Raw genomic sequence first — 17,166 nt, 5'->3', positions numbered from 1 at the left:
AGTTGGGTGAGAGTTGCGGGTGAGTTAGGGGGGAGTTGGGGTAGAGTTGCCATGGAGTTGGGGGTGAGTTGGAAACCCCGATTTCGTCAGGCGTTCACGTCCGCATAGTGGCTTGGCGGCTGGATCACGTCCATGCGTTCGGCCAGCAGCGGGCGGAAGCTCGGGCGGCTCTTGAACACCGAATACCACCCGCGCGCCTGCTCGTGCCCCGACCAGTCGATGCCGCCGAGATAGTCGGCGACGGAGATCTGCGCGGCGGCGGCAAGATCGGCCAGGCTCATCGTCGAACCTGCCAGCCACGGCCGGTTGTCGATCAGATAATCGATATAATACAAATGCTCGTCGGCCAGCCGCATCGAATCGCGCAACCGCTTGCTGTCAGGCGGGCTGCGATAGACCAGCCGCTTCTTCATCCGCTCTTCCAGCAGCGGCAGCGTCACATCGGCAAAGAAATTCTCGTCAAACAGCGCGACGAGACGGCGGATTTCCGCGCGATTCACGGCGGTTCCGTTGATCATCGGCGTCTTGTCGACGGTCTCCTCGAAATACTCGCAGATCGCCCGGCTGTCAGCCAGAATCACGCCGCGTTCGGGATTATGGATCGCCGGAGTCCGGTACGCCGGGCTCAGCTTCCCAAACGCCTCGGTCCGCTCCCACGGATTTTCCCGCACGAGATCATAGGCAACGCCCTTCTCGCTGAGCAGGAGGCGCACCTTGCGACTGAACGGACACAGGGGAAATTGATGAAGCTGCCACATGACAGAAGCTTTGCGCGGGGAGGCGCGGGCGGTCAAGGACGCTTGGGAAAACTACAGTCTCCGTCCCGGTCCTTTCGCGGTATTGAACGCCACCGCCTCGCGCACCAACGCAACGAACGCGTCCTCATCGAGCAAGGCTCCCTCGCGGAGATCAATCGCGCGACGCGTTCCACCGGTCAGACTCGCGTTGAAAAGCTTCGCAGAATCACTGAGCGCAGCGCCGTGGGCGAAGGTCAGCTTCACGTAGGACTTGTAGACTTCGCCGGTGCAGATGATCCCGTCATGCTCCCACGTCGGGACGCCGGCGGGGTTGCTGGGCTTGGCCCATTTGACGCTCTCGACCACTTCAGGATCGGCACGGTGGATGAGCGCCCGCACTTGCCGGAGAATATCGCCCCGCCAATCACCAAGTTCGGCAAGACGCGCATCGATCCGGGCTTTGGCTGTCGGCTGCTCTATCATGACCTGATCATGCCTCACAAGCTACTGCAATAAAACGGAAGTTTCAGATATCCCCCTTCACCGTCAGCGTGAAGATCGGGCCGATCAGGCGGTCGCGGGTTTCGACGAAAGCAATGGGGGAGTTGGGGCGGGGGCCCGCAAAAACTTCGCGGTCCCAGCGCTGGCGGCCGTTCAACAGATTGTTCGCGCTGGCTTTTACCGTCAGGCCCATGACGTTCTTGTGCTCGATGAACACGCCCGCAAACACCGGCCCTTCGAAGGACCGACCCCGCTCGAAACGGCGGTGGTAGAGCGACTGGTGATTATATTCGTATGAGGCTCCGGCGGCCCAGTCGGTGCCGGGAAAATCCTCGCGGAAGCTCAGTTCCCAATAACGGTCGGTGATGCCGCCATAGGGGATGTGGGTCGCGGGATCGAAGGGATCGCGCAGCTTGGTGAAGGTCAGCTCGACGTTGAGATCGAGCCGCGCGCCCTTCCAGCCCAGCGGATCGAACTGCAGCGTGGTGTTGCTGACGATCTGCCGCTCGCGCGCGGAACCGACGTTGCCGATGGATTCGCCGTTCGTGCCAATCGGGATCACGGTCACGTAATCCTGCACGTTGCGGCCGACGAGGCGCAGCTTGGTCGAGCCCAGCTTGCCGAAAGTGCGGTTGAGTTCGAGTTCGGCGGACCAGTCCTGCTGCGGCACGAGATCGGCGTTGCCGCTGTTGGCATTGCCATCATCGAGGAAGCGGCGGGCGAGGAAGTCGTAGAAGGAAAGCTGGCCGACCGAGCGCTTGATCTTGAACGAAACGTCGAGGCTTCTTGCGGCTTTCCAGCCCAATGAGAGCGAGCCCTTGGGACGGAAGAACGAGCGGCTGAGGTTGCCTTCGGGGCCGGTCGCGCCGGTCTGCATCAGGGTGGATTTTTCTGCCCCGGCAATGAGTTGCAGCGTGACCGATTTCGACAGCGGGCGGCTGAAAGACAGGCTGGCGTCATAGCGGTCTTCCTTCACGCCGCCGGTGCCTTCGGGGAAGGGAACGTCCACGAACTGGCCGGTCGCGTCGAGCTCGGCGAGGGTGGCAACGTTTCGCAGCGAATTGAACGCGCCTTCACCGGCCAGCTGCCAGTCTCCGCCGAGCATCTTCCACGAATACTCCCCACGCACGATGCGCTCTGAGCTGTCGCCGGTCTGGGCGAAACGGTCACCCACTGCGGGCGAGCCGTCGTCGAACATGGTGACGACCTGCTGGCTGTAGGGTTCATGCTCCTCGCGGTTGAGGCCGATCAGCTTGAGCCGACCGGGGCCGAGCGCGAACTCGTAGTCGCCGCCGATCTCCCAGTTGCGGGCCGAGGACTTGTCGAGCAAGTCGCGCACCACGACCGTGCCATCGGGATTGGTGCGCACCGAATGTTCGGTGAAATGACGGGGCACGCGCTGGAACGAGCCGTTGAGGTTGGCGACCGAGGAGCCGGGGCCATCGATGGTCAGGCGCACGGCAAGCTTGGGATCATCGCGGTTGGCCTTGACCACGTCCTCGCGGGTCTGGATCACGGCGCCATTGCGGTCGGTAATGATAGTCGGGCCACCCGCCGCGCCGCGATTGGCGTTGTTGGTGAGGCTGACGGTGTACTCTACCGGACCGGTCCGGCCGGTCACCGAGACTTCGCCATTGGTGAAGCGGGGATCGGCGTAGTGCGGGCGGAACTCGGGGCTGTAGCGGAACTGGCCGGAAAAGCTTGAGGAGCGGGCCACGACGTTGGCGACTTGTCCTGTCAGACCCGGAATATCGAGCGTGGCGCCATCGACCAGTTCGATCCGCTCCACGGTTCCGGCAGGAATGCGCGAGAGCTGGGTGAAGATGTCGTCGGACTTGGATGACAGGCGCTTGGAGTTGACGAGGACGTTGCCGCTCGCCTGGCCAAGGCCGCGCGCTTCCTCACCCTCGCGGATGGTGAAGCCGGGGACCTGGCGGAGCATGTCGAGCGCGTTGCGCGGGGCAAAGCGTTCGAAGTCCTTGGGCGTGAAGGTGGCGCGGTTGCCCGTGGTCTGGGCCGCAGGCGGTGCGGTTTCGGCCGCTGGCTCTTCGGCGTGCGCGGGTTGCGCGAGCGCGAGGAGCGCAATGCCGGCAAGGAGGGCAGATTGTTTCTTCGGAAACTTCATGCCCCGCCGATGGCTCAAGTCGGCAGGGGTGGCGCGGGGACCTCGACCAACAGCATGTGCTGTCCGACCAAAGCCGTTTGTCGATTTATGTCAGCCGGATAGGCGCATCCTGTCGCGCAGCACGTCGATTGCGATGCGTTCGATTTCCTCTGCCGGGCGTTCGGCGACGAGCAGGCGGCCGAGCGAGCGCTGCTTCTGGGCGATGAGGTCTATCGCCTGCAATTTGTCCATGTGTTTCATGGCGATGTCCATGTCCATGCACAGGGCCGAGCCGAGGGCCTCGACCTCTTCGGCAAGTTCCTCGAGGACGACCGCGATCTGCTTGTGGGTGGCCTGGGCCATGCGGCGGGCTTCCTTCGGTTCAGGCAGCTTCGGCGATCTGGGCGCCGTCGGACAGGGCGGCGAGGTTCAGGACCATGACCATGCGGTCTTCGATGGCGGCAAGGCCTTCGAGGAAGGGAACCACGGTATCACCCGCCGAAGTGGGCGGGGGAGGCTGCAGCGCTTCGCTGTCGATGGTCACGATGTCGCTGACCGAATCGACGATCCAGCCGGAGATCTGGGCGTTCTGCTGCGTGACGATGATCGCATGACGCGGGGTGGCTTCGGTCGCGCGCCAGCCGAGGCGGGCGGCGAGGTCGACCACCGGCAGCACCGTCCCGCGCAGGTTGACGACGCCTGCTACATAGTGCGGCACGCGCGGCAGGCGGGTGGTGGGCGACCAGGCGCGGATTTCGCGGATGGCCATGATGTCGAGGCCGAAGACCTGGCCTTCTACCTCGAAGGTGATCAGTTCGCGCAGCATGGGTCTGGCTCCTCTTCGAATGTTCAGTGGGCGACGCGGCGGACGGCGGCGACGAGCTTTTCGGGATCGAACGGCTTGACGATCCAGCCCGTTGCCCCGGCGGCGCGGGCACGGGCCTTCTTCTCGTCCGAGCTTTCGGTGGTCAGCACGAGGATCGGGCGGTCGCGGTGGCGGCTGCCTTCGCGCAGACGCTCGATCAGGCCGAAGCCATCGAGGCGTGGCATGTTGATGTCGGTGATGACGACATCGACCTCGTTCATCGCCAGCCAGTCGAGCGCGGCAAGGCCGTCCTCGGCCTGGGCCACGTCGAAGCCGTGCCCCGACAGGGCATGGTTGAGGAGCGCCCGCATGGACGGGCTGTCGTCTACGGTAAGGATCCGGGTGGTGTTGCTCATGGTTGGAACTCGCTTCTCGAAGATCAGAACAGTTCGACGTCGCCACGGGCAACGGCCGGGCGCGGGGTGGGCTGGACAGGGGGCGCGAACCGGTCTTCCACCGTGCGGAGGCGGACCTGGCCCGATGCCGGGCGGAAATCGACCCGACGGGCCTGTGTCCCGCCGAGATCCTCGCGCATCAGGGCAATGCCCTCACGCCGAAGGAATTCGCGCGCGAATTCGGCATTCATCGAGCCGATGCGCATCATGTTGCGATTGACGTTGGCGCCGCCATAGAGGTGCGCCCGGAGGTTGCCCTTGCGCGCACCCTGGCCGAGCATCTGGTTGACCAGAAGCTCCATCAGATAGACGCCGTAATGCTCGTCCACCTGCGTGCCGGGGGCATTGGCGGGCGGTTCGGAGAGCAGGAAGTGGTTCATGCCGCCGACCCGCGCCTCGGGGTCGAACAGACAGGTCGCCACGCAGCTTCCGAGCACGGTGGAGTATTCCACCGAAGGACTGCGGCTGGCCAGCGCCTGGCCCTGCATCACGGTGATCCGTTCAAGCGGCGGCGCGCCGGGGATGGGGGTTTCGAAGCTCATCTCAGGCGGCCTTGCTGAAGGCGTGCCGGGCAATCGCCCCGAGCGGCGCGACGATCCGCGCTGCGCCGAGGTTGATGGCGGCACGCGGCATGCCGAAGACGGTGCAGGTCGCCTCGTCCTGGGCGATGGTCCGCGCGCCTTGCTGCGCCATGGCGAGCAGGCCCTGTGCCCCATCGGCGCCCATCCCGGTCAGGAGGATGCCGACCGCACGCGGGCCGACGAGTTCGGCGACCGAATGGAACAGGACGTCGACGCTGGGCAGGTGGCCCGAAACCGGTGCGCCGGCGCGCAGCTTGCAATGGAAGCTGGACGATCCGCCGAGCGACAGGTGGCGGTCGTCGCCCGGGGCAAGGTAGACGTGGCCGTCCCTCAGCGGCATGTCGGGTTCGGCCACAACGATCCTTGGCGGACAGGACTGGTCGAGCGTGCGCGCGACGGCCGGGGCGAAGCGGGCGTTGATGTGCTGGACGATGACGGTCGGCGGGCAATCGGCCGGAAATCCGGCAAGCACCGTCTGCAGCGCTTCGACGCCGCCGGTGGACGAGCCGATCGCGATCAGCGCCGGTCGGTCCGCCAGCAGTCCGCGCGCCTCGCTGGCCACGCGGCGGGCCTGCGGGGCGCGGGCGGAGAACTGCACCTTGGCCGCTTCGCGGATCATCCCGGCAAGGCGCCCGGCATCGTCGAGGCCGTTGCCGCCGCCGGACTTGGCGTAGCAATCGACCGCACCCAGAGCGAGGGCGCGCGCGGTCATCTCGTTGCCTTCCTGCGTCGATCCGGAGACGATGATCACCGGGGTCGGGCGCAGTTCCATGATCTTGGCCAGGAAATCGAGGCCGTTCATGCCGGGCATCTCGATGTCGAGCGTGACGACATCGGGGTCCAGCTCGCGGATCATCTGGCGGCCTTCTGCGGCATTGGCAGCTGCAGCGACCACTTCGATGTCCGGCTCCTTGCCAAGCCGGTTCATCAGGATCGCGCGCATGGTGGGCGAATCTTCGACAATGACGACGCGAATGGTCATGCAGCCCTCTTGCGGTAGATGGTTGGCCCCATGGAGGCGAGGTGATCGAGTGCCGGGCCGGTGACCCGCTCGGAATGGCCGATGTAGAGCCAGCCGCCGGGCGCGAGCCGTTCGGCAAAGCGGGCGACGAGGCGCTCCTTGGTAGGCGTATCGAAATAGATCATCACGTTGCGGCAGAAGATCACGTCGAACTGCCCCTGCATCGGCCAGTCGCCCAGCAGGTTGAGCGTACGGAAGCGGGCAATCTGCTGCATGACGGGATCCATCGTGCACTCCTCGCCCTTGCTGCGCGTCCAGGCGCGGCGCAGGCCTTCGGGCACCGGCTTGAGATCCTCGGTGCGGTAGGTCGCCGCGCGGGCCTTTGCCAGGGCGTGGCTGGCGATGTCGCTGGCAAGCAGCCGGACGTCGCGCCGCGCAATTGCGGTGCCGGCGGACGTATCTTCACCCAGTAGCGTCATCAGCAGCGACCAGGTTTCCTCGCCGCTGGAGCAGCCGGCGGACCACAGCCGCACCTTGCCGCCGCGCTGCAGGCGATCGAGACAGCCGGGGCGGACGTCGCTGGCGAAGTGTTCGAAATGATGGGCTTCGCGGTAGAAAAAGGTGTGGTTGGTGGTCAGCGCGCAGATGGCCCGTTGCCGCTCCTCCGCATTTTCGCGGATGCGCATGACATAGGCGCCGAAGGTGGCGCAGCCCGAATCCCGGACCAGTGGCGCAAGGCGCGAATAGACCAGCATGGCCTTGCCGGTGGGCAGGACGATGCCTGCCTCGGCGTGCGCAATTTCCGCGATTGCCCGGAAGTCCGCCTCGTCGAATACGCCGGGACTGACGCCGGGCATGGCGGAATCGAGAGCGTCCATCAGGCTCATGCGGCTTCAGCCAGCGACGTAGCAGCGTTGGCAGAGGCGAGGCTGCGCGAAACCAGGCCATCGACGTCGATGATCAGCGCCACCCGGCCATCGCCGAGGATTGTGGCCCCGGCCACGCCCTCGACCGAGCGGTAGTGGGTGTCGAGGCTCTTGATCACGACCTGGCGCTGGTCGCAGATGGCATCGACCATCAGCGCGGCCCGGCCTGCGCCCTCGGTTTCGACCACGATCAGCACGGCCTCGCGCGGATCACTGACGGCTTGCGCGGCGCCGACCGATTGGGCGAGCGCGATCACCGGAATGAAGCGTCCTCGCACGTTGATCATGCTGCGATTGGCGCCAAGGCCCTGGACCTCATGGGGTTCGGGGCGGAGGCTTTCGACCACGTTGGCGAGGGGCACCACCAGCGTCTGGTCGCCGACGTTGACGACCATGCCGTCGGAGATTGCCAGCGTCAGCGGCAGGGTCAGGGTGAAGGTGGTGCCCTTGCCCGGCTCGGAATCGATGGTGATGCGCCCGCCGAGGTCCTTCACGTTCTGGCGCACAACGTCCATCCCGACACCGCGGCCCGAGATATTCGAGACCTGCTGCGCCGTGGAGAAGCCGGGCGCGAAGATCAGCAGGTCGATCTCCTCCTTCGACAGGATCGCATCGGGCGCGACGAGGCCCTTCTCGACGGCCTTGGCGAAGACGCGGTCGCGATCGATGCCCTTGCCGTCATCGCCGATGCGGATGAGGATTCGACCCGAGCGGTGCTCTGCCGAAAGCGTCAGGGTGCCTTCGGCGGTCTTGCCAGCGGCGATGCGTTCGTCGGCCGCTTCGATGCCGTGGTCTACGGCATTGCGGATCAGGTGGGTGAGGGGCTCGCCGAGGCGCTCGATCACGGTCTTGTCGAGCTCGGTGCTCTCGCCCGAGACTTCGAGACGGACGTGCTTGCCGGTGGAGGAGGCCAGTTCGCGCAGGATGCGCGGCACGCGGCTGAACACCGAGCCGATCGGCTGGGCGCGGATGGCCATGGCCGATTCCTGGATGTCGCGGGTCAGGCCCTCGATCATCGCCATTTCCTCGGCGACGGCGAGGCCCTGTCCGGCAAGGCGCTGGGCCATCATCGCCTGGGCGATGACGAGCTCGCCCACGGCATCGATCAGCTTGTCGAGCTTGCCCAGTTCGATGCGGATGGACTGTCCGGGCGCGGGCGGGGCAGGGGGGACGGAATTGCTGGCGGGCAAGGGCTGCGACGCAGCGGCGGCCGGGGCGGCTTGCTGATCGTGGGACGCCTGGACTTCGGTTGCCACGACAGCTGGGGGTGCTGGCGAAGCGACCTTCGGTTGAGGCGTATCCGGATACTGGACCAGCGGCATCTCGGCATTGGCACCGAAGGCAAGGGCGCAGTCGTCGCCGACGAAATCGAAGATGTCCCTGACGGAGGCTTCGGCAACGCTGTGCGGGAAGCTGAAGGCCCAGCCGAGGTAACCGGTTCCGGTGTCGAACGAATCGAGCGACGGGACCGACGAGACGTCGCACATTTCGCAGCGACCGCCGAGGTCGGCCATCTCGCGCAGCATCAGCAGCGGTTCGCTGCCATTGCGCATCGCACCGCTATGGGGGCGCAGACGGACTTCCCAGCGAGGTTCTGCGGCAGGGGCCTCTTCAGGTGCGATCTCGCCCGAGATGTCATCGAGGAGGGCATCGAGATCTAAATCGAAGTCGTCGACCGGATCAGCGCTTGCGACGGGTGCCGGCGTGGCGGGGGCTGGTGCGGCGTCCGCTGCTGCGATCACTTCGCTCCCGCCTGAGTTGGCCGCCATGGCCGCAGTCAGTTCGGCCTGCAGCGCCACGTCGTCAGGCGGTTCGGAGCCATCGCGGGCGGCGGTGACGTGGTCGCTCAGCGTATCGAGCGCGCGGAGGAGGAGGTCGGTCAGCGGGGCGGTGATCGCAACCGTGCCGTCGCGGACATCCGATAGCAGAGTCTCGAAGGTGTGGGTGAAGCCCTGGAGCGCGGTATAGCCAAACGCGCCCGCCCCGCCCTTGATCGAGTGGACGCCGCGGAACACGGCGTTCACGGTGTCGCTGTCCTGCGTGCCTTCGCGGCAGGCGGCGAGGCCCTGTTCGGCGGCTGCGAGCGATTCCTCGCACTCCGCAAAGAAGATGGCCTGGATTTCCTCGGCGGTCATGCGAGCACTCCCGAGAACAGTTCGTCGGTCAGGCCGGTGAGCGATGCGACTTCGCGCAGGGCGTCGGAGGGATGGATCACGGCACCGTCTCCGGTCTGCCGCGCGCTGATCAGCAACTGCAGCATGGCCTGACCGATCTGCCGGCATCCACGCGCGTCAATTTCGAGCGCACCGGATCCCAGTGCCGCGATCATCTCGGGCAGCAAGGCTTCGGCGGCGGCGCGATCGCAGCGTTCGGGCAAGGTGATCGACGTCATGGAGATGCGTTTCCTCCGGCTCGTTGGGGGCCGGCCCCGGGCAGGGCACGGCAACTGGTCTTCCGGAATAGAGCAGCAGGGAAAAGGCCGGCTTTCCCGGGACCTACGTTGAGATACGTAAGGTGTGGCACAGGAATTGATCGGGCCTTCGCGCGTAGACAGGGGCAGGCAAGCAACGCCCCGAAAAGGTTTCACAATCATGCACGAAGCACGCGTTCTGGTGGTCGACGATTCCGCAGCGATGCGGGCTCTGTTCTCGGACATTCTCGACCAGTCCAGGAATGTCACCGTCATCGGTGCGGCAGCAAACGCGGCCGAGGCGCGTGAGCAGATCAAGGAACTGCGCCCCAACGTCGTCACGCTCGACGTGGAAATGCCGGGCATGAGCGGGATCGAGTTTCTCGAGGAGATCATGGGCAGCAATCCGCTGCCGGTAGTCATGCTCTCGAGCCTGACCCAGGCGGGCACCGAGACTTCGCTCAAGGCTTACGAGCTGGGCGCGGTCGAGTGTTTCCCCAAGCCCCTGAAGGCGACGCCCGAGCAATTCAGCAAGACCGTGGGCAAGCTTGGCAAGATCGTGCTTGCCGCCGCCAACAGCAACGTCAAGGACCGCCGCGCCCCGCGCGAGCGCAAGGTGGCCGAGACCAACTTCGAGTGGAACGGGCACATCGTGGCACTCTCGGCCTCGATGGGCGGCATCGACGCACTGACGCAGTTGCTGGAGGACTTTCCCGAGAAGTGCCCGCCCACCGTGATCGCCCTCAATGCCGAGCCGGGCATCGTCGAGACCTTCATCAAGCGCATGGACGGCGAACTGAAATGTTCGGTCAAGGCGGCCAAGGATGGTACGCCGTTGACCCAGGGCACGATCCACATCGCCTACGATCCCGAGCGCCACATGGTGATCGAACCGGGCAGCCCGGCCAAGCTGCGACTGATCGACCGCGATCCGGTGGAGGGCATGCGGCCCTCGGCCAACTTGCTGTTCGGATCGATCGCGCGCGGTGCGGTGCCGGCCGCTGCCGCAGTGCTGACCGGGATGGGCGCAGATGGTGCCAAGGGCCTCAAGCTGATGCGCGATCAGGGCTGCAAGACTTTCGCGCAGGATCGCAAGAGCGCGCTGGTTGCCGAAGCGCCCGGTGCAGCCATCGATGCGGGCGCTGCGGAAAGCGAGCTCGATCTGGAAGGTCTTGGTGCAGCGCTGATCGCGGCCTGCAACATGGGCTAGCGACGAGTCCTGGAGCTCCCTCGCGTCCAAGTCCCCTGCACGCAAGGGAAAGAAGCCCGGCGCCAGCGATGGCTCCGGGCTTTTCCAGTTGCCGATCGGTCAGTGGATCAGGCAGCGATGCTGCGCAGCATGGCTTCCCGGATCTCGGTGAAGTCCTGCCGGATCGTGCGCAATGTCGCGGCGTCGAAGCGGGTCACGCAATCGAGGATCGCGTTGCGCGCCGACTGATAGAGCTGGACCAGTGCGGCCGCGGTCGGGTTCGAGACGTCGACGCCCATCTGCAGCGCGGTGAGTGCTGAAACCGCACGGGTAAGCGCCGCGCTCTTTGCGGCATTGTCGCTGCGTTCGTGCGCGTGGATCGCGCGGCCGACCGAGCCGATGACCTGTTCGAGGCACAGGTCGACCAGCTGCCGTGAATCGGCTCCCCGCACGCGCGCATCGAAATCGACGCGGCGATAGGCTTCGGAAGGGTCGTTGCGACGATGCAGCATGTCAGTTCCTGCCCGATGCGTTCCAGGCGTCGATCTGCGCCTTCAGGAAGGTGAGAGTGGATTGCGAACCGCTGACGCGGGTGTCCATCGACGCGAAGCGGGAGACCATCTGCTGGCGCAGAGCCTCCTGCTTGTCGGTCAGCTGCGCCCGGCGCTCTGTCGTGCTCTTCTGCAGCGCGGTGTAACGCGTGATCGAGCTGCCGAGCGAGATGCCGGTCGTCGACGAGGCGGCGCGGGCGATCCTGTCGACCGTGGCGAAGACGCCGAAGATGCCGGTGGTCCACATCGCGCCGGCTTCCTGCGGGCTGGCCTTGAGCGTGTTCGACAGGCGCGTGCTGTCGAGGGTGAAGCTGCCGTCGCGTTCGATCTTGAGGCCGAGGTCTGCCAGCGTCGAAGGTTTGCCCTCGGCTGCGTTGGGCATGACCTTCGCACCCGCAAGCCCGGTCAGCGCGGTGCGCAGCGCGCGGGCGCCGGGATCGTTGTTCAGCTCGCCGCTGGTCTTGTCCATCGCGGTGTTGAGCTGCGAGACGACCTCGTTGAGCGCGCCGACGAGGTCCGACATCGCGGTGCTGATGCCGCTCGACGGATCGCTGAAGCTGATCGTTGCGGGATTGCCGACGTTTGTGGCCGTCAGCTTCATGTTGAGCCCTGGAACGATGTCGTTCACGGTGTTGCTCTTGGCGGTGTAGTCGATGCCGTCGATGCTGTAGGATGCGTCCGAGGCGGTGGCCTTGAGGCGCGTGCCCGCGCTGGCGGGTGTCCAGGCGAGATCGACGAGCGCTTCCCCGCCGATATCGGGCGTGGTTTCGATCTGGAACCCGTTGGCCGCGCCCTCCTGCCCCTTGAGCACGATCTGCGCACCCGCCGATCCATTGGCGACATAGGCCGAGACGCCGGTGTTGGCGTTGTTGATCGCAGCGGCGACGGCGGCCAGCGTGGCGCCGGTCGGGATGGCGATGTCGACTTGCGCGCGGCTGGCGTCGGCGGTGAAACTGCCACCCGATACCGTGCCGAAGCGCAAGGTGAGCGTGCCTGAACCGACCGTCGAGGTTGAGGAGGCGTAGGCCGGTGTGACCAGCTTCTGCGCATTGGCGAGGCTGGTGACCTCGAGGCTGTAGGTGCCGCTGCCGGTGGCGGTGCCCTTGCTGACCGTGGCCACGCTGCTGTTCGAGATCGACGGGGTCACCGCGAGATCGCCGGTGCGGATCAGCGTGCCGATCGAGGACGCCAGCGTGGTCATCAGCGACCGCAGGTTCGAGGCGCTGGAGATTTGCGCGGTGAGCTTGTCGTTTCGGGCCGTGAGCTGGTCAAGCCGGGGCGCGAACTGCGCGGCGGCGAGTTGTTCGGCAAGCTGCGCGGTGTTGATGCCGCTGCCGCCCCCCAGCGCCGAGACGATCTGCGCGGTGGCTGAGGTCGAAGACGTCGAGGAAGTGGTCGTTGCCATGGTTGTTAGGACGGCTGCGCCGAGGCGGTCTTAAGGTCGATAACCGCTTCGGGACGCCCTTCGGCGTCGAACCGCATGTGGATGGGCAGGTCGATCGGCGGAAGCTGCGGATTGTCGCCGCGTTTGAGGGAAAGGACGAAGGCGAGGGCCGAGGCGACGGCGGCGTAGAGGTCTTCGCGGATCATCTGGTTTTCACGCGTGGTGAAGTAGACCGAGCGGGCGAGTGGCGGGATTTCCAGCGTCGGCACGCCCAGCTCCGCTGCCAGTTCGCGCATCGCCAGCGCCTTTTCGCCGCGCCCCTTGGCCAGAACCACCGGGGCAGGAGCGAGTTCGGGATCGTAGACCATTGCGACCGAGAAGTGCGTCGGGTTGGTGATGACGAACTGCGCCTTCTGCATCGCCTGCTGCATCGCGCCCATCGCCAGCTGGCGCTGACGCCCGCGGATCGCCGCCTTCTTCTCGGGCGAACCTTCGGCGTCCTTGTGCTCGTCCTTGACCTCCTGCAGCGTCATGCGCAGGCGCAGGAAGCGGCGGACCCACTGGATCGGGAAATCGACCAGCGCGATCACGATGAGGCCAGCGGCCAGCGCAAAGGCGAGCGAGGTGATCGTGTCCCACGCGGTGACGAGCTGGCCGTGAATGTCTCCTTGCCCGAGTCCGACCATTCCGGCGATGCGGCCAGATGCCCAGACCCAGGCAATCGCGCCGAGCAGGATCAGCTTGGCGAGCCCCTTGGCAAGTTCGATCCAGCCCTGCGGCCCGAACATGCGCTTTAGGCCCGAGAGCGGATTGATGCGCGAGGCCTTGGGCGCGAGGTTCGAAGGGATCCAGCGCCCGTCAGACAGGCCGACCTGCGAGAAGACCGATGAGGCCAGCACCGTCAATCCAAGCAACATGACTGGCGGCAGGACCGCGATCAGCGCGCCGGTCAGCAGCTTGGCCGGGGCGAAATCCTCGATCGCGGCGCGGTCGAGCGTGAACGAGGCGCGCAGTGTGTCCTGCAGGGCGTCCATCATCCACGGGCCAGCAAGCTTCAGCCAGATGGCGCCGACCAGCACGCCGATGGCGGTGGCTAGGTCCTTGGAGCGCAAGACGTCGCCGTTTTTCGCAGCGTCCTTCTTGCGCTTCTCTGTCGGGGCAAATGTCTTTTCGCCCTCCTGCTCGGCCACGCCTGCCTCCTACTTCAGGACCAGCGCGCCGGCATTGGCGACGGCGGTGGCGGAGATGTCGACCATCACGTCGGTCAGCATCGGGGCGGCGGCGATCATGGCGGCAAGGCCGGCGAGCACGCCTGCGGGAAGGCCCAGCGAGAACAGGTTCAGGCTGGGGGCCGAACGGCTGATGATGCCGGTGGTCACCTGCACCAGCAGCAGGATCAGGGTGACGGGCAGGGCAATGAGGATCGCAGTCACGAACATCTGCGTGGCGAACTGGCCGATCAGATCGATGCGGTTTGCCGCCAGCCACGACGTGCCGGGCGGGAAGGTTCGGTAGCTGTCCACCAGCAGCGCGATCCAGTTGAGGTGCGCGCCGGTGCCGAGGAAGATGACCGTCAGCACGACGGCAAAGTACTGCCCCATCGCAGGCGAGTGCGCGCCACTGACCGGATCGGCCGTGGTGGCGATGGACATGCCCATGCCGCCGCCGATCACTTCGGCAGCAAGCGTCGGCGCGGCGAAGGACAGTTGCAGGGCAAAGCCCATGGCAAGGCCGATCAGGACTTCGTTGGCAGCCGAGAGAATGCCATTGATCGAAAGCAGCGCGGTCGGCGCCTGGACCGGTGTCCATCCGCACACCAGCAGCGCGATCGCGCCCGAGGCGACGATGCGGATCTGATAGGGGACAGTGCCGGTGCCAAAAAGCGGCGCCGCGAACATCGCCGCCGCGATGCGCGTCATCACGAACATCCAGCGCCAGAAATCCGCCTCGAGCGCGCCAAAGCCGAAGTTCAGCTGCAGCACAGGTCAGCCTTTTCCGGTCATGGCGATCTGGTCGAAGATTTCCTTGGTGAAATCCCCGACGAGGCCGAGCATTGCCGAGCCGAACAGCACCAGTACCAGCGCGGTAACGGCCAGCTTTGGCACGAAGGTCAGCGTCTGTTCGTTGACCGAGGTTGCTGCCTGGATCACGCCGACGACAAGGCCGACGGCAAGCGAGGCGATCAGGATCGGCGCGGCGACCAGCGCGGTGATCCACAGCATGCGGTCAGCCAGAGCGAGGAGGGAGGCGGTGTCGTCCATCGCCGGTTACCCGAAGCTTGCCGCAAGGCTGCCCATCAGCAGCGCCCAGCCATCGACGAGGACGAACAGCAGTAGCTTGAACGGCAACGAGACGATCGTGGGGCTCATCATCATCATGCCAAGGCTCATCAGCACCGATGACACCACAAGGTCGATCACCAGGAACGGCAGGAACAGCATGAAGCCGATCTGGAAGGCGGTCTTGAGTTCGCTGGTCACATAGGCGGGCAGCAAGATCGAATAGGGAACGTCGGCAGGCGTGGCGAACTTGGGAGCCTTGGCCATCTCGGCAAACATCCTGAGGTCGGTTTCGCGCGTCTGGCGGATCATGAAGGCGTGAAATTCGCGTCCGCCCGCAACGAAGGCCTGCTCCGCGCCGATCTGGTCATTGGCGTAGGGCTGGATCGCGTTCGCGTTCACCTTGTCGAGCGTCGGTCCCATGATGAACAGCGACAGGAACAGCGACAGGCCGATCAGTACCTGGTTGGGCGGCGATTGCTGCAGCCCCATCGCCTGACGCAGGATCGACAGAACCACCAGCACGCGGGTGAAGCTGGTCATCATCAGGATCAGCGACGGCAGGATCGTCAGCAGCCCCATGATGAGCAGGAGCTGCAACGACAGCGACAGCGAGCCGCCGCTTTGCGCCCCGGCCATCTGGCCGAAGGCGCGATCGAGCGCGCCCGAGATCGCGGCGGGTTGCTGCGCCGGGGCGGGGCCAGTGGCCTGCGCCATCGCGTAGTGCGGCAGCAGGGTCAACGTCGTGGCAAGGGTGGCGAAGAGGCGCTTCACTGCACGTCCTCCGCTTCGGCTCTGGGCCGTGCCGGAGCTTCGGCAAGGCGGACGAGTCCGTTCTTGCCTGCCGAAACGAGGATCTCGCGACCGTGGAATTCGAGCACGGCAAGGCGCAGCGTGGGGGACAGCATCTGCGTTTCGACGATGCGCACAGATTTGGGCGCCGACCCGGCCATGAAGCGGCCTTCCATGCGCTTGGCAAACTTGAGGCTGGCCCAGGCGAGGCCGCCAATCAGCGGCAGCAGAACGAGCAGCTTGAGGATGTACCAGAACATCAGGCGGCGTCCCCCTTGGCGGGCTTCTTCGCCGGAGTGGACGCGGGCGCTTCTTCAGGTTCGCTCCCGGCAAGCTCGACGATCCTGAGGCCGAAGCGGTCGCCTTGAGCGACCACTTCGCCGCGCGCGATCAGCTTGCCGTTGACCATGACGTCGAGGAGTTCGTCGGTCAGCCGGTCGAGCATGACGACGGACTCTTCCGTCAGGCTGAGCACGTCCTTGAGCTTCATCGAAGTGCGGCCGAGTTCGACGGTCAGGCGGACGTCCACGTCCTTGAGGAAATCGAAACCGCGGGGCTGGAAGGTCATGGGGTCAGGGCCTCTTCGGAAAATCAGGAAAGCTGGTTGAGTTGGATGGCGACGCGGTCTTCGAGCGCGCCGATGGTGCCGGTGGCGTAAGTCTTGTCGCCGACCTTGACCGGCACGTTGCGCGCGATCGGCACGGGCAGGACCTGTCCGATGCGCAATCCCGAGACGACCGCGAGCGGCAGGCGCATGTCGACCAGCACGGCCGCGAGTTCGACCGGCAGGTCGGCAAACGGCGCATCGGTCGGCTCGGCCGGGCCGCGCCGGGGCTTGGCGGGGCGCTTGGCATCGCCGTGTGCGAACATCAGGGCGAGCGTATCGTGCGGGAAAGCGATCGAGATTGCCCAGGGCATCCGGCCCTGCTCGACGACGTTGAGCGTCAGCCCGGCAACCTTGGTCGCATCGGGCATCGCCTGCAGCTGGGCGAGGCTGGCATCGCGGCGTACAGCGCGGATCTGCCCGCCGCTGCCGCCAAGCGCCACGGTCAGCGCAGTGGCGACAAGCTGCTCGATCCGGCCGATCATGAGATCGGCCGAGAGCGGAAATTCCTTGGGCAGTGAGGAGGGCGTGTCACCGGGGCCGCCAAAGGCGCGGTCGACCAGACGCAGCACGTTCTCGCCCTCGATCGTCACCATGAACGGCGCACTGCCGATCTGCATCAGGCTGTTGGCAGCAAGCCGCGGGATTTCCGAGCAGAAGTCGGCAAAGTCGGTGTCCATCGGCTTCATCGGATTGATCTGCGGTTCCGCCCCGCCGAGCAGCGGCGACAGCGCGCCTCGCACCGCCTTGGCCAGACGCTCGCTCATGCGGGTGAGCGCCGGGATCAGTTCCGCAGCACTGGGGCCGGGGCGCAGCAGGGCCGGATCGTGCCGGGCAATGGCACGTTCGGCGATGAAGGCGCGTTCGGGTTTCATGGGGACCGAGGG

21 protein-coding genes are annotated in these 17,166 nt (G+C 65.8%); 1 reads left to right on the top strand and 20 read right to left on the bottom strand.

Annotation, left to right across the window (positions count from 1 at the left end; genetic code table 11):
- Positions 1-86: 86 nt before the first annotated feature.
- The 11 genes from I2488_RS13515 to I2488_RS13465 form a co-directional block, all read right to left on the bottom strand.
- Positions 87-758 carry a glutathione S-transferase family protein gene (locus I2488_RS13515; protein WP_196276342.1) on the bottom strand — a complete coding sequence of 224 codons (672 nt, stop codon included), beginning with the start codon at positions 756-758 and terminating at the stop codon, positions 87-89.
- Between the two features lie 51 nt (positions 759-809).
- Positions 810-1,220, bottom strand: a complete 411-nt coding sequence (locus tag I2488_RS13510) for a DUF1801 domain-containing protein (RefSeq protein ID WP_196276341.1) — start codon at positions 1,218-1,220, stop codon at positions 810-812.
- Positions 1,221-1,263: 43 nt separating this feature from the next.
- Positions 1,264-3,363 (bottom strand): TonB-dependent receptor plug domain-containing protein, encoded by a 2,100-nt coding sequence (locus I2488_RS13505; protein ID WP_196276340.1) that lies wholly within the window; start codon positions 3,361-3,363, stop codon positions 1,264-1,266.
- Between the two features lie 90 nt (positions 3,364-3,453).
- On the bottom strand, positions 3,454-3,705 hold the full coding sequence (locus I2488_RS13500) for a hypothetical protein (protein ID WP_196276339.1): 252 nt from the start codon (positions 3,703-3,705) through the stop codon (positions 3,454-3,456).
- Positions 3,706-3,724: 19 nt separating this feature from the next.
- Positions 3,725-4,168, bottom strand: a complete 444-nt coding sequence (locus I2488_RS13495) for a chemotaxis protein CheW (protein ID WP_196276338.1) — start codon at positions 4,166-4,168, stop codon at positions 3,725-3,727.
- A gap of 23 nt (positions 4,169-4,191) precedes the next feature.
- Entirely contained in the window at positions 4,192-4,563 is a 372-nt protein-coding gene (locus tag I2488_RS13490; protein ID WP_196276337.1) for a response regulator, read from the bottom strand.
- Between the two features lie 23 nt (positions 4,564-4,586).
- Complete coding sequence (locus I2488_RS13485) at positions 4,587-5,144, bottom strand: chemotaxis protein CheD (protein WP_196276336.1); 558 nt, start codon at positions 5,142-5,144, stop codon at positions 4,587-4,589.
- A gap of 1 nt (position 5,145) precedes the next feature.
- Positions 5,146-6,165, bottom strand: coding sequence for a protein-glutamate methylesterase/protein-glutamine glutaminase (locus I2488_RS13480; RefSeq protein ID WP_196276335.1), 1,020 nt, complete (start codon positions 6,163-6,165; stop codon positions 5,146-5,148).
- Complete coding sequence (locus tag I2488_RS13475) at positions 6,162-7,031, bottom strand: CheR family methyltransferase (RefSeq protein ID WP_196276334.1); 870 nt, start codon at positions 7,029-7,031, stop codon at positions 6,162-6,164. The genes I2488_RS13480 and I2488_RS13475 overlap by 4 nt, the downstream gene beginning before the upstream one ends.
- Positions 7,028-9,205 carry a chemotaxis protein CheA gene (locus I2488_RS13470; RefSeq protein WP_196276333.1) on the bottom strand — a complete coding sequence of 726 codons (2,178 nt, stop codon included), beginning with the start codon at positions 9,203-9,205 and terminating at the stop codon, positions 7,028-7,030. Before I2488_RS13470 ends, I2488_RS13475 begins: the two co-directional genes overlap by 4 nt.
- Complete coding sequence (locus I2488_RS13465) at positions 9,202-9,462, bottom strand: STAS domain-containing protein (protein ID WP_196276332.1); 261 nt, start codon at positions 9,460-9,462, stop codon at positions 9,202-9,204. The genes I2488_RS13470 and I2488_RS13465 overlap by 4 nt, the downstream gene beginning before the upstream one ends.
- Positions 9,463-9,661: 199 nt before the next feature.
- Between I2488_RS13465 and I2488_RS13460 the strand changes: the two genes are divergently transcribed.
- A complete protein-coding gene (locus I2488_RS13460; RefSeq protein ID WP_196276331.1) occupies positions 9,662-10,690 on the top strand; it encodes a chemotaxis protein CheB in 1,029 nt (342 codons plus the stop codon).
- A 107-nt stretch (positions 10,691-10,797) separates the two neighbouring features.
- Here I2488_RS13460 and I2488_RS13455 read toward each other — a convergent pair whose 3' ends face one another.
- Genes I2488_RS13455 through I2488_RS13415 form a run of 9 tightly spaced genes read right to left on the bottom strand, consistent with a single transcriptional unit; the run spans position 10,798 to position 17,154 of the window.
- The gene (locus tag I2488_RS13455) at positions 10,798-11,181 is read right to left on the bottom strand and encodes a flagellar export chaperone FliS (protein ID WP_196276330.1); all 384 of its coding nucleotides are present in this window, start codon (positions 11,179-11,181) and stop codon (positions 10,798-10,800) included.
- A 1-nt stretch (position 11,182) separates the two neighbouring features.
- The gene (gene fliD, locus I2488_RS13450) at positions 11,183-12,625 is read right to left on the bottom strand and encodes a flagellar filament capping protein FliD (protein ID WP_196276329.1); all 1,443 of its coding nucleotides are present in this window, start codon (positions 12,623-12,625) and stop codon (positions 11,183-11,185) included.
- 5 nt (positions 12,626-12,630) lie between these two features.
- The gene (locus I2488_RS13445) at positions 12,631-13,794 is read right to left on the bottom strand and encodes an EscU/YscU/HrcU family type III secretion system export apparatus switch protein (RefSeq protein WP_196276328.1); all 1,164 of its coding nucleotides are present in this window, start codon (positions 13,792-13,794) and stop codon (positions 12,631-12,633) included.
- Positions 13,795-13,803: 9 nt separating this feature from the next.
- Positions 13,804-14,586, bottom strand: a complete 783-nt coding sequence (gene fliR / locus I2488_RS13440; protein WP_196276327.1) for a flagellar biosynthetic protein FliR — start codon at positions 14,584-14,586, stop codon at positions 13,804-13,806.
- A 3-nt stretch (positions 14,587-14,589) separates the two neighbouring features.
- Entirely contained in the window at positions 14,590-14,865 is a 276-nt protein-coding gene (locus I2488_RS13435; protein WP_196276326.1) for a flagellar biosynthetic protein FliQ, read from the bottom strand.
- A gap of 6 nt (positions 14,866-14,871) precedes the next feature.
- Positions 14,872-15,600, bottom strand: coding sequence for a flagellar type III secretion system pore protein FliP (fliP, locus tag I2488_RS13430; RefSeq protein ID WP_196276451.1), 729 nt, complete (start codon positions 15,598-15,600; stop codon positions 14,872-14,874).
- 53 nt (positions 15,601-15,653) lie between these two features.
- Positions 15,654-15,935 carry a flagellar biosynthetic protein FliO gene (locus I2488_RS13425; protein WP_196276325.1) on the bottom strand — a complete coding sequence of 94 codons (282 nt, stop codon included), beginning with the start codon at positions 15,933-15,935 and terminating at the stop codon, positions 15,654-15,656.
- On the bottom strand, positions 15,935-16,243 hold the full coding sequence (gene fliN / locus I2488_RS13420) for a flagellar motor switch protein FliN (protein WP_196276324.1): 309 nt from the start codon (positions 16,241-16,243) through the stop codon (positions 15,935-15,937). Before fliN ends, I2488_RS13425 begins: the two co-directional genes overlap by 1 nt.
- A gap of 23 nt (positions 16,244-16,266) precedes the next feature.
- On the bottom strand, positions 16,267-17,154 hold the full coding sequence (locus tag I2488_RS13415) for a FliM/FliN family flagellar motor switch protein (RefSeq protein WP_196276323.1): 888 nt from the start codon (positions 17,152-17,154) through the stop codon (positions 16,267-16,269).
- Positions 17,155-17,166 lie beyond the last annotated feature (12 nt).

The organism is Novosphingobium jiangmenense, assembly GCF_015694345.1.
In the GTDB taxonomy this organism is placed as follows: domain Bacteria; phylum Pseudomonadota; class Alphaproteobacteria; order Sphingomonadales; family Sphingomonadaceae; genus Novosphingobium; species Novosphingobium jiangmenense.
Note: the sequence above shows the minus strand (reverse complement) of the source record. Positions and strands in the feature narration are given on the sequence as shown.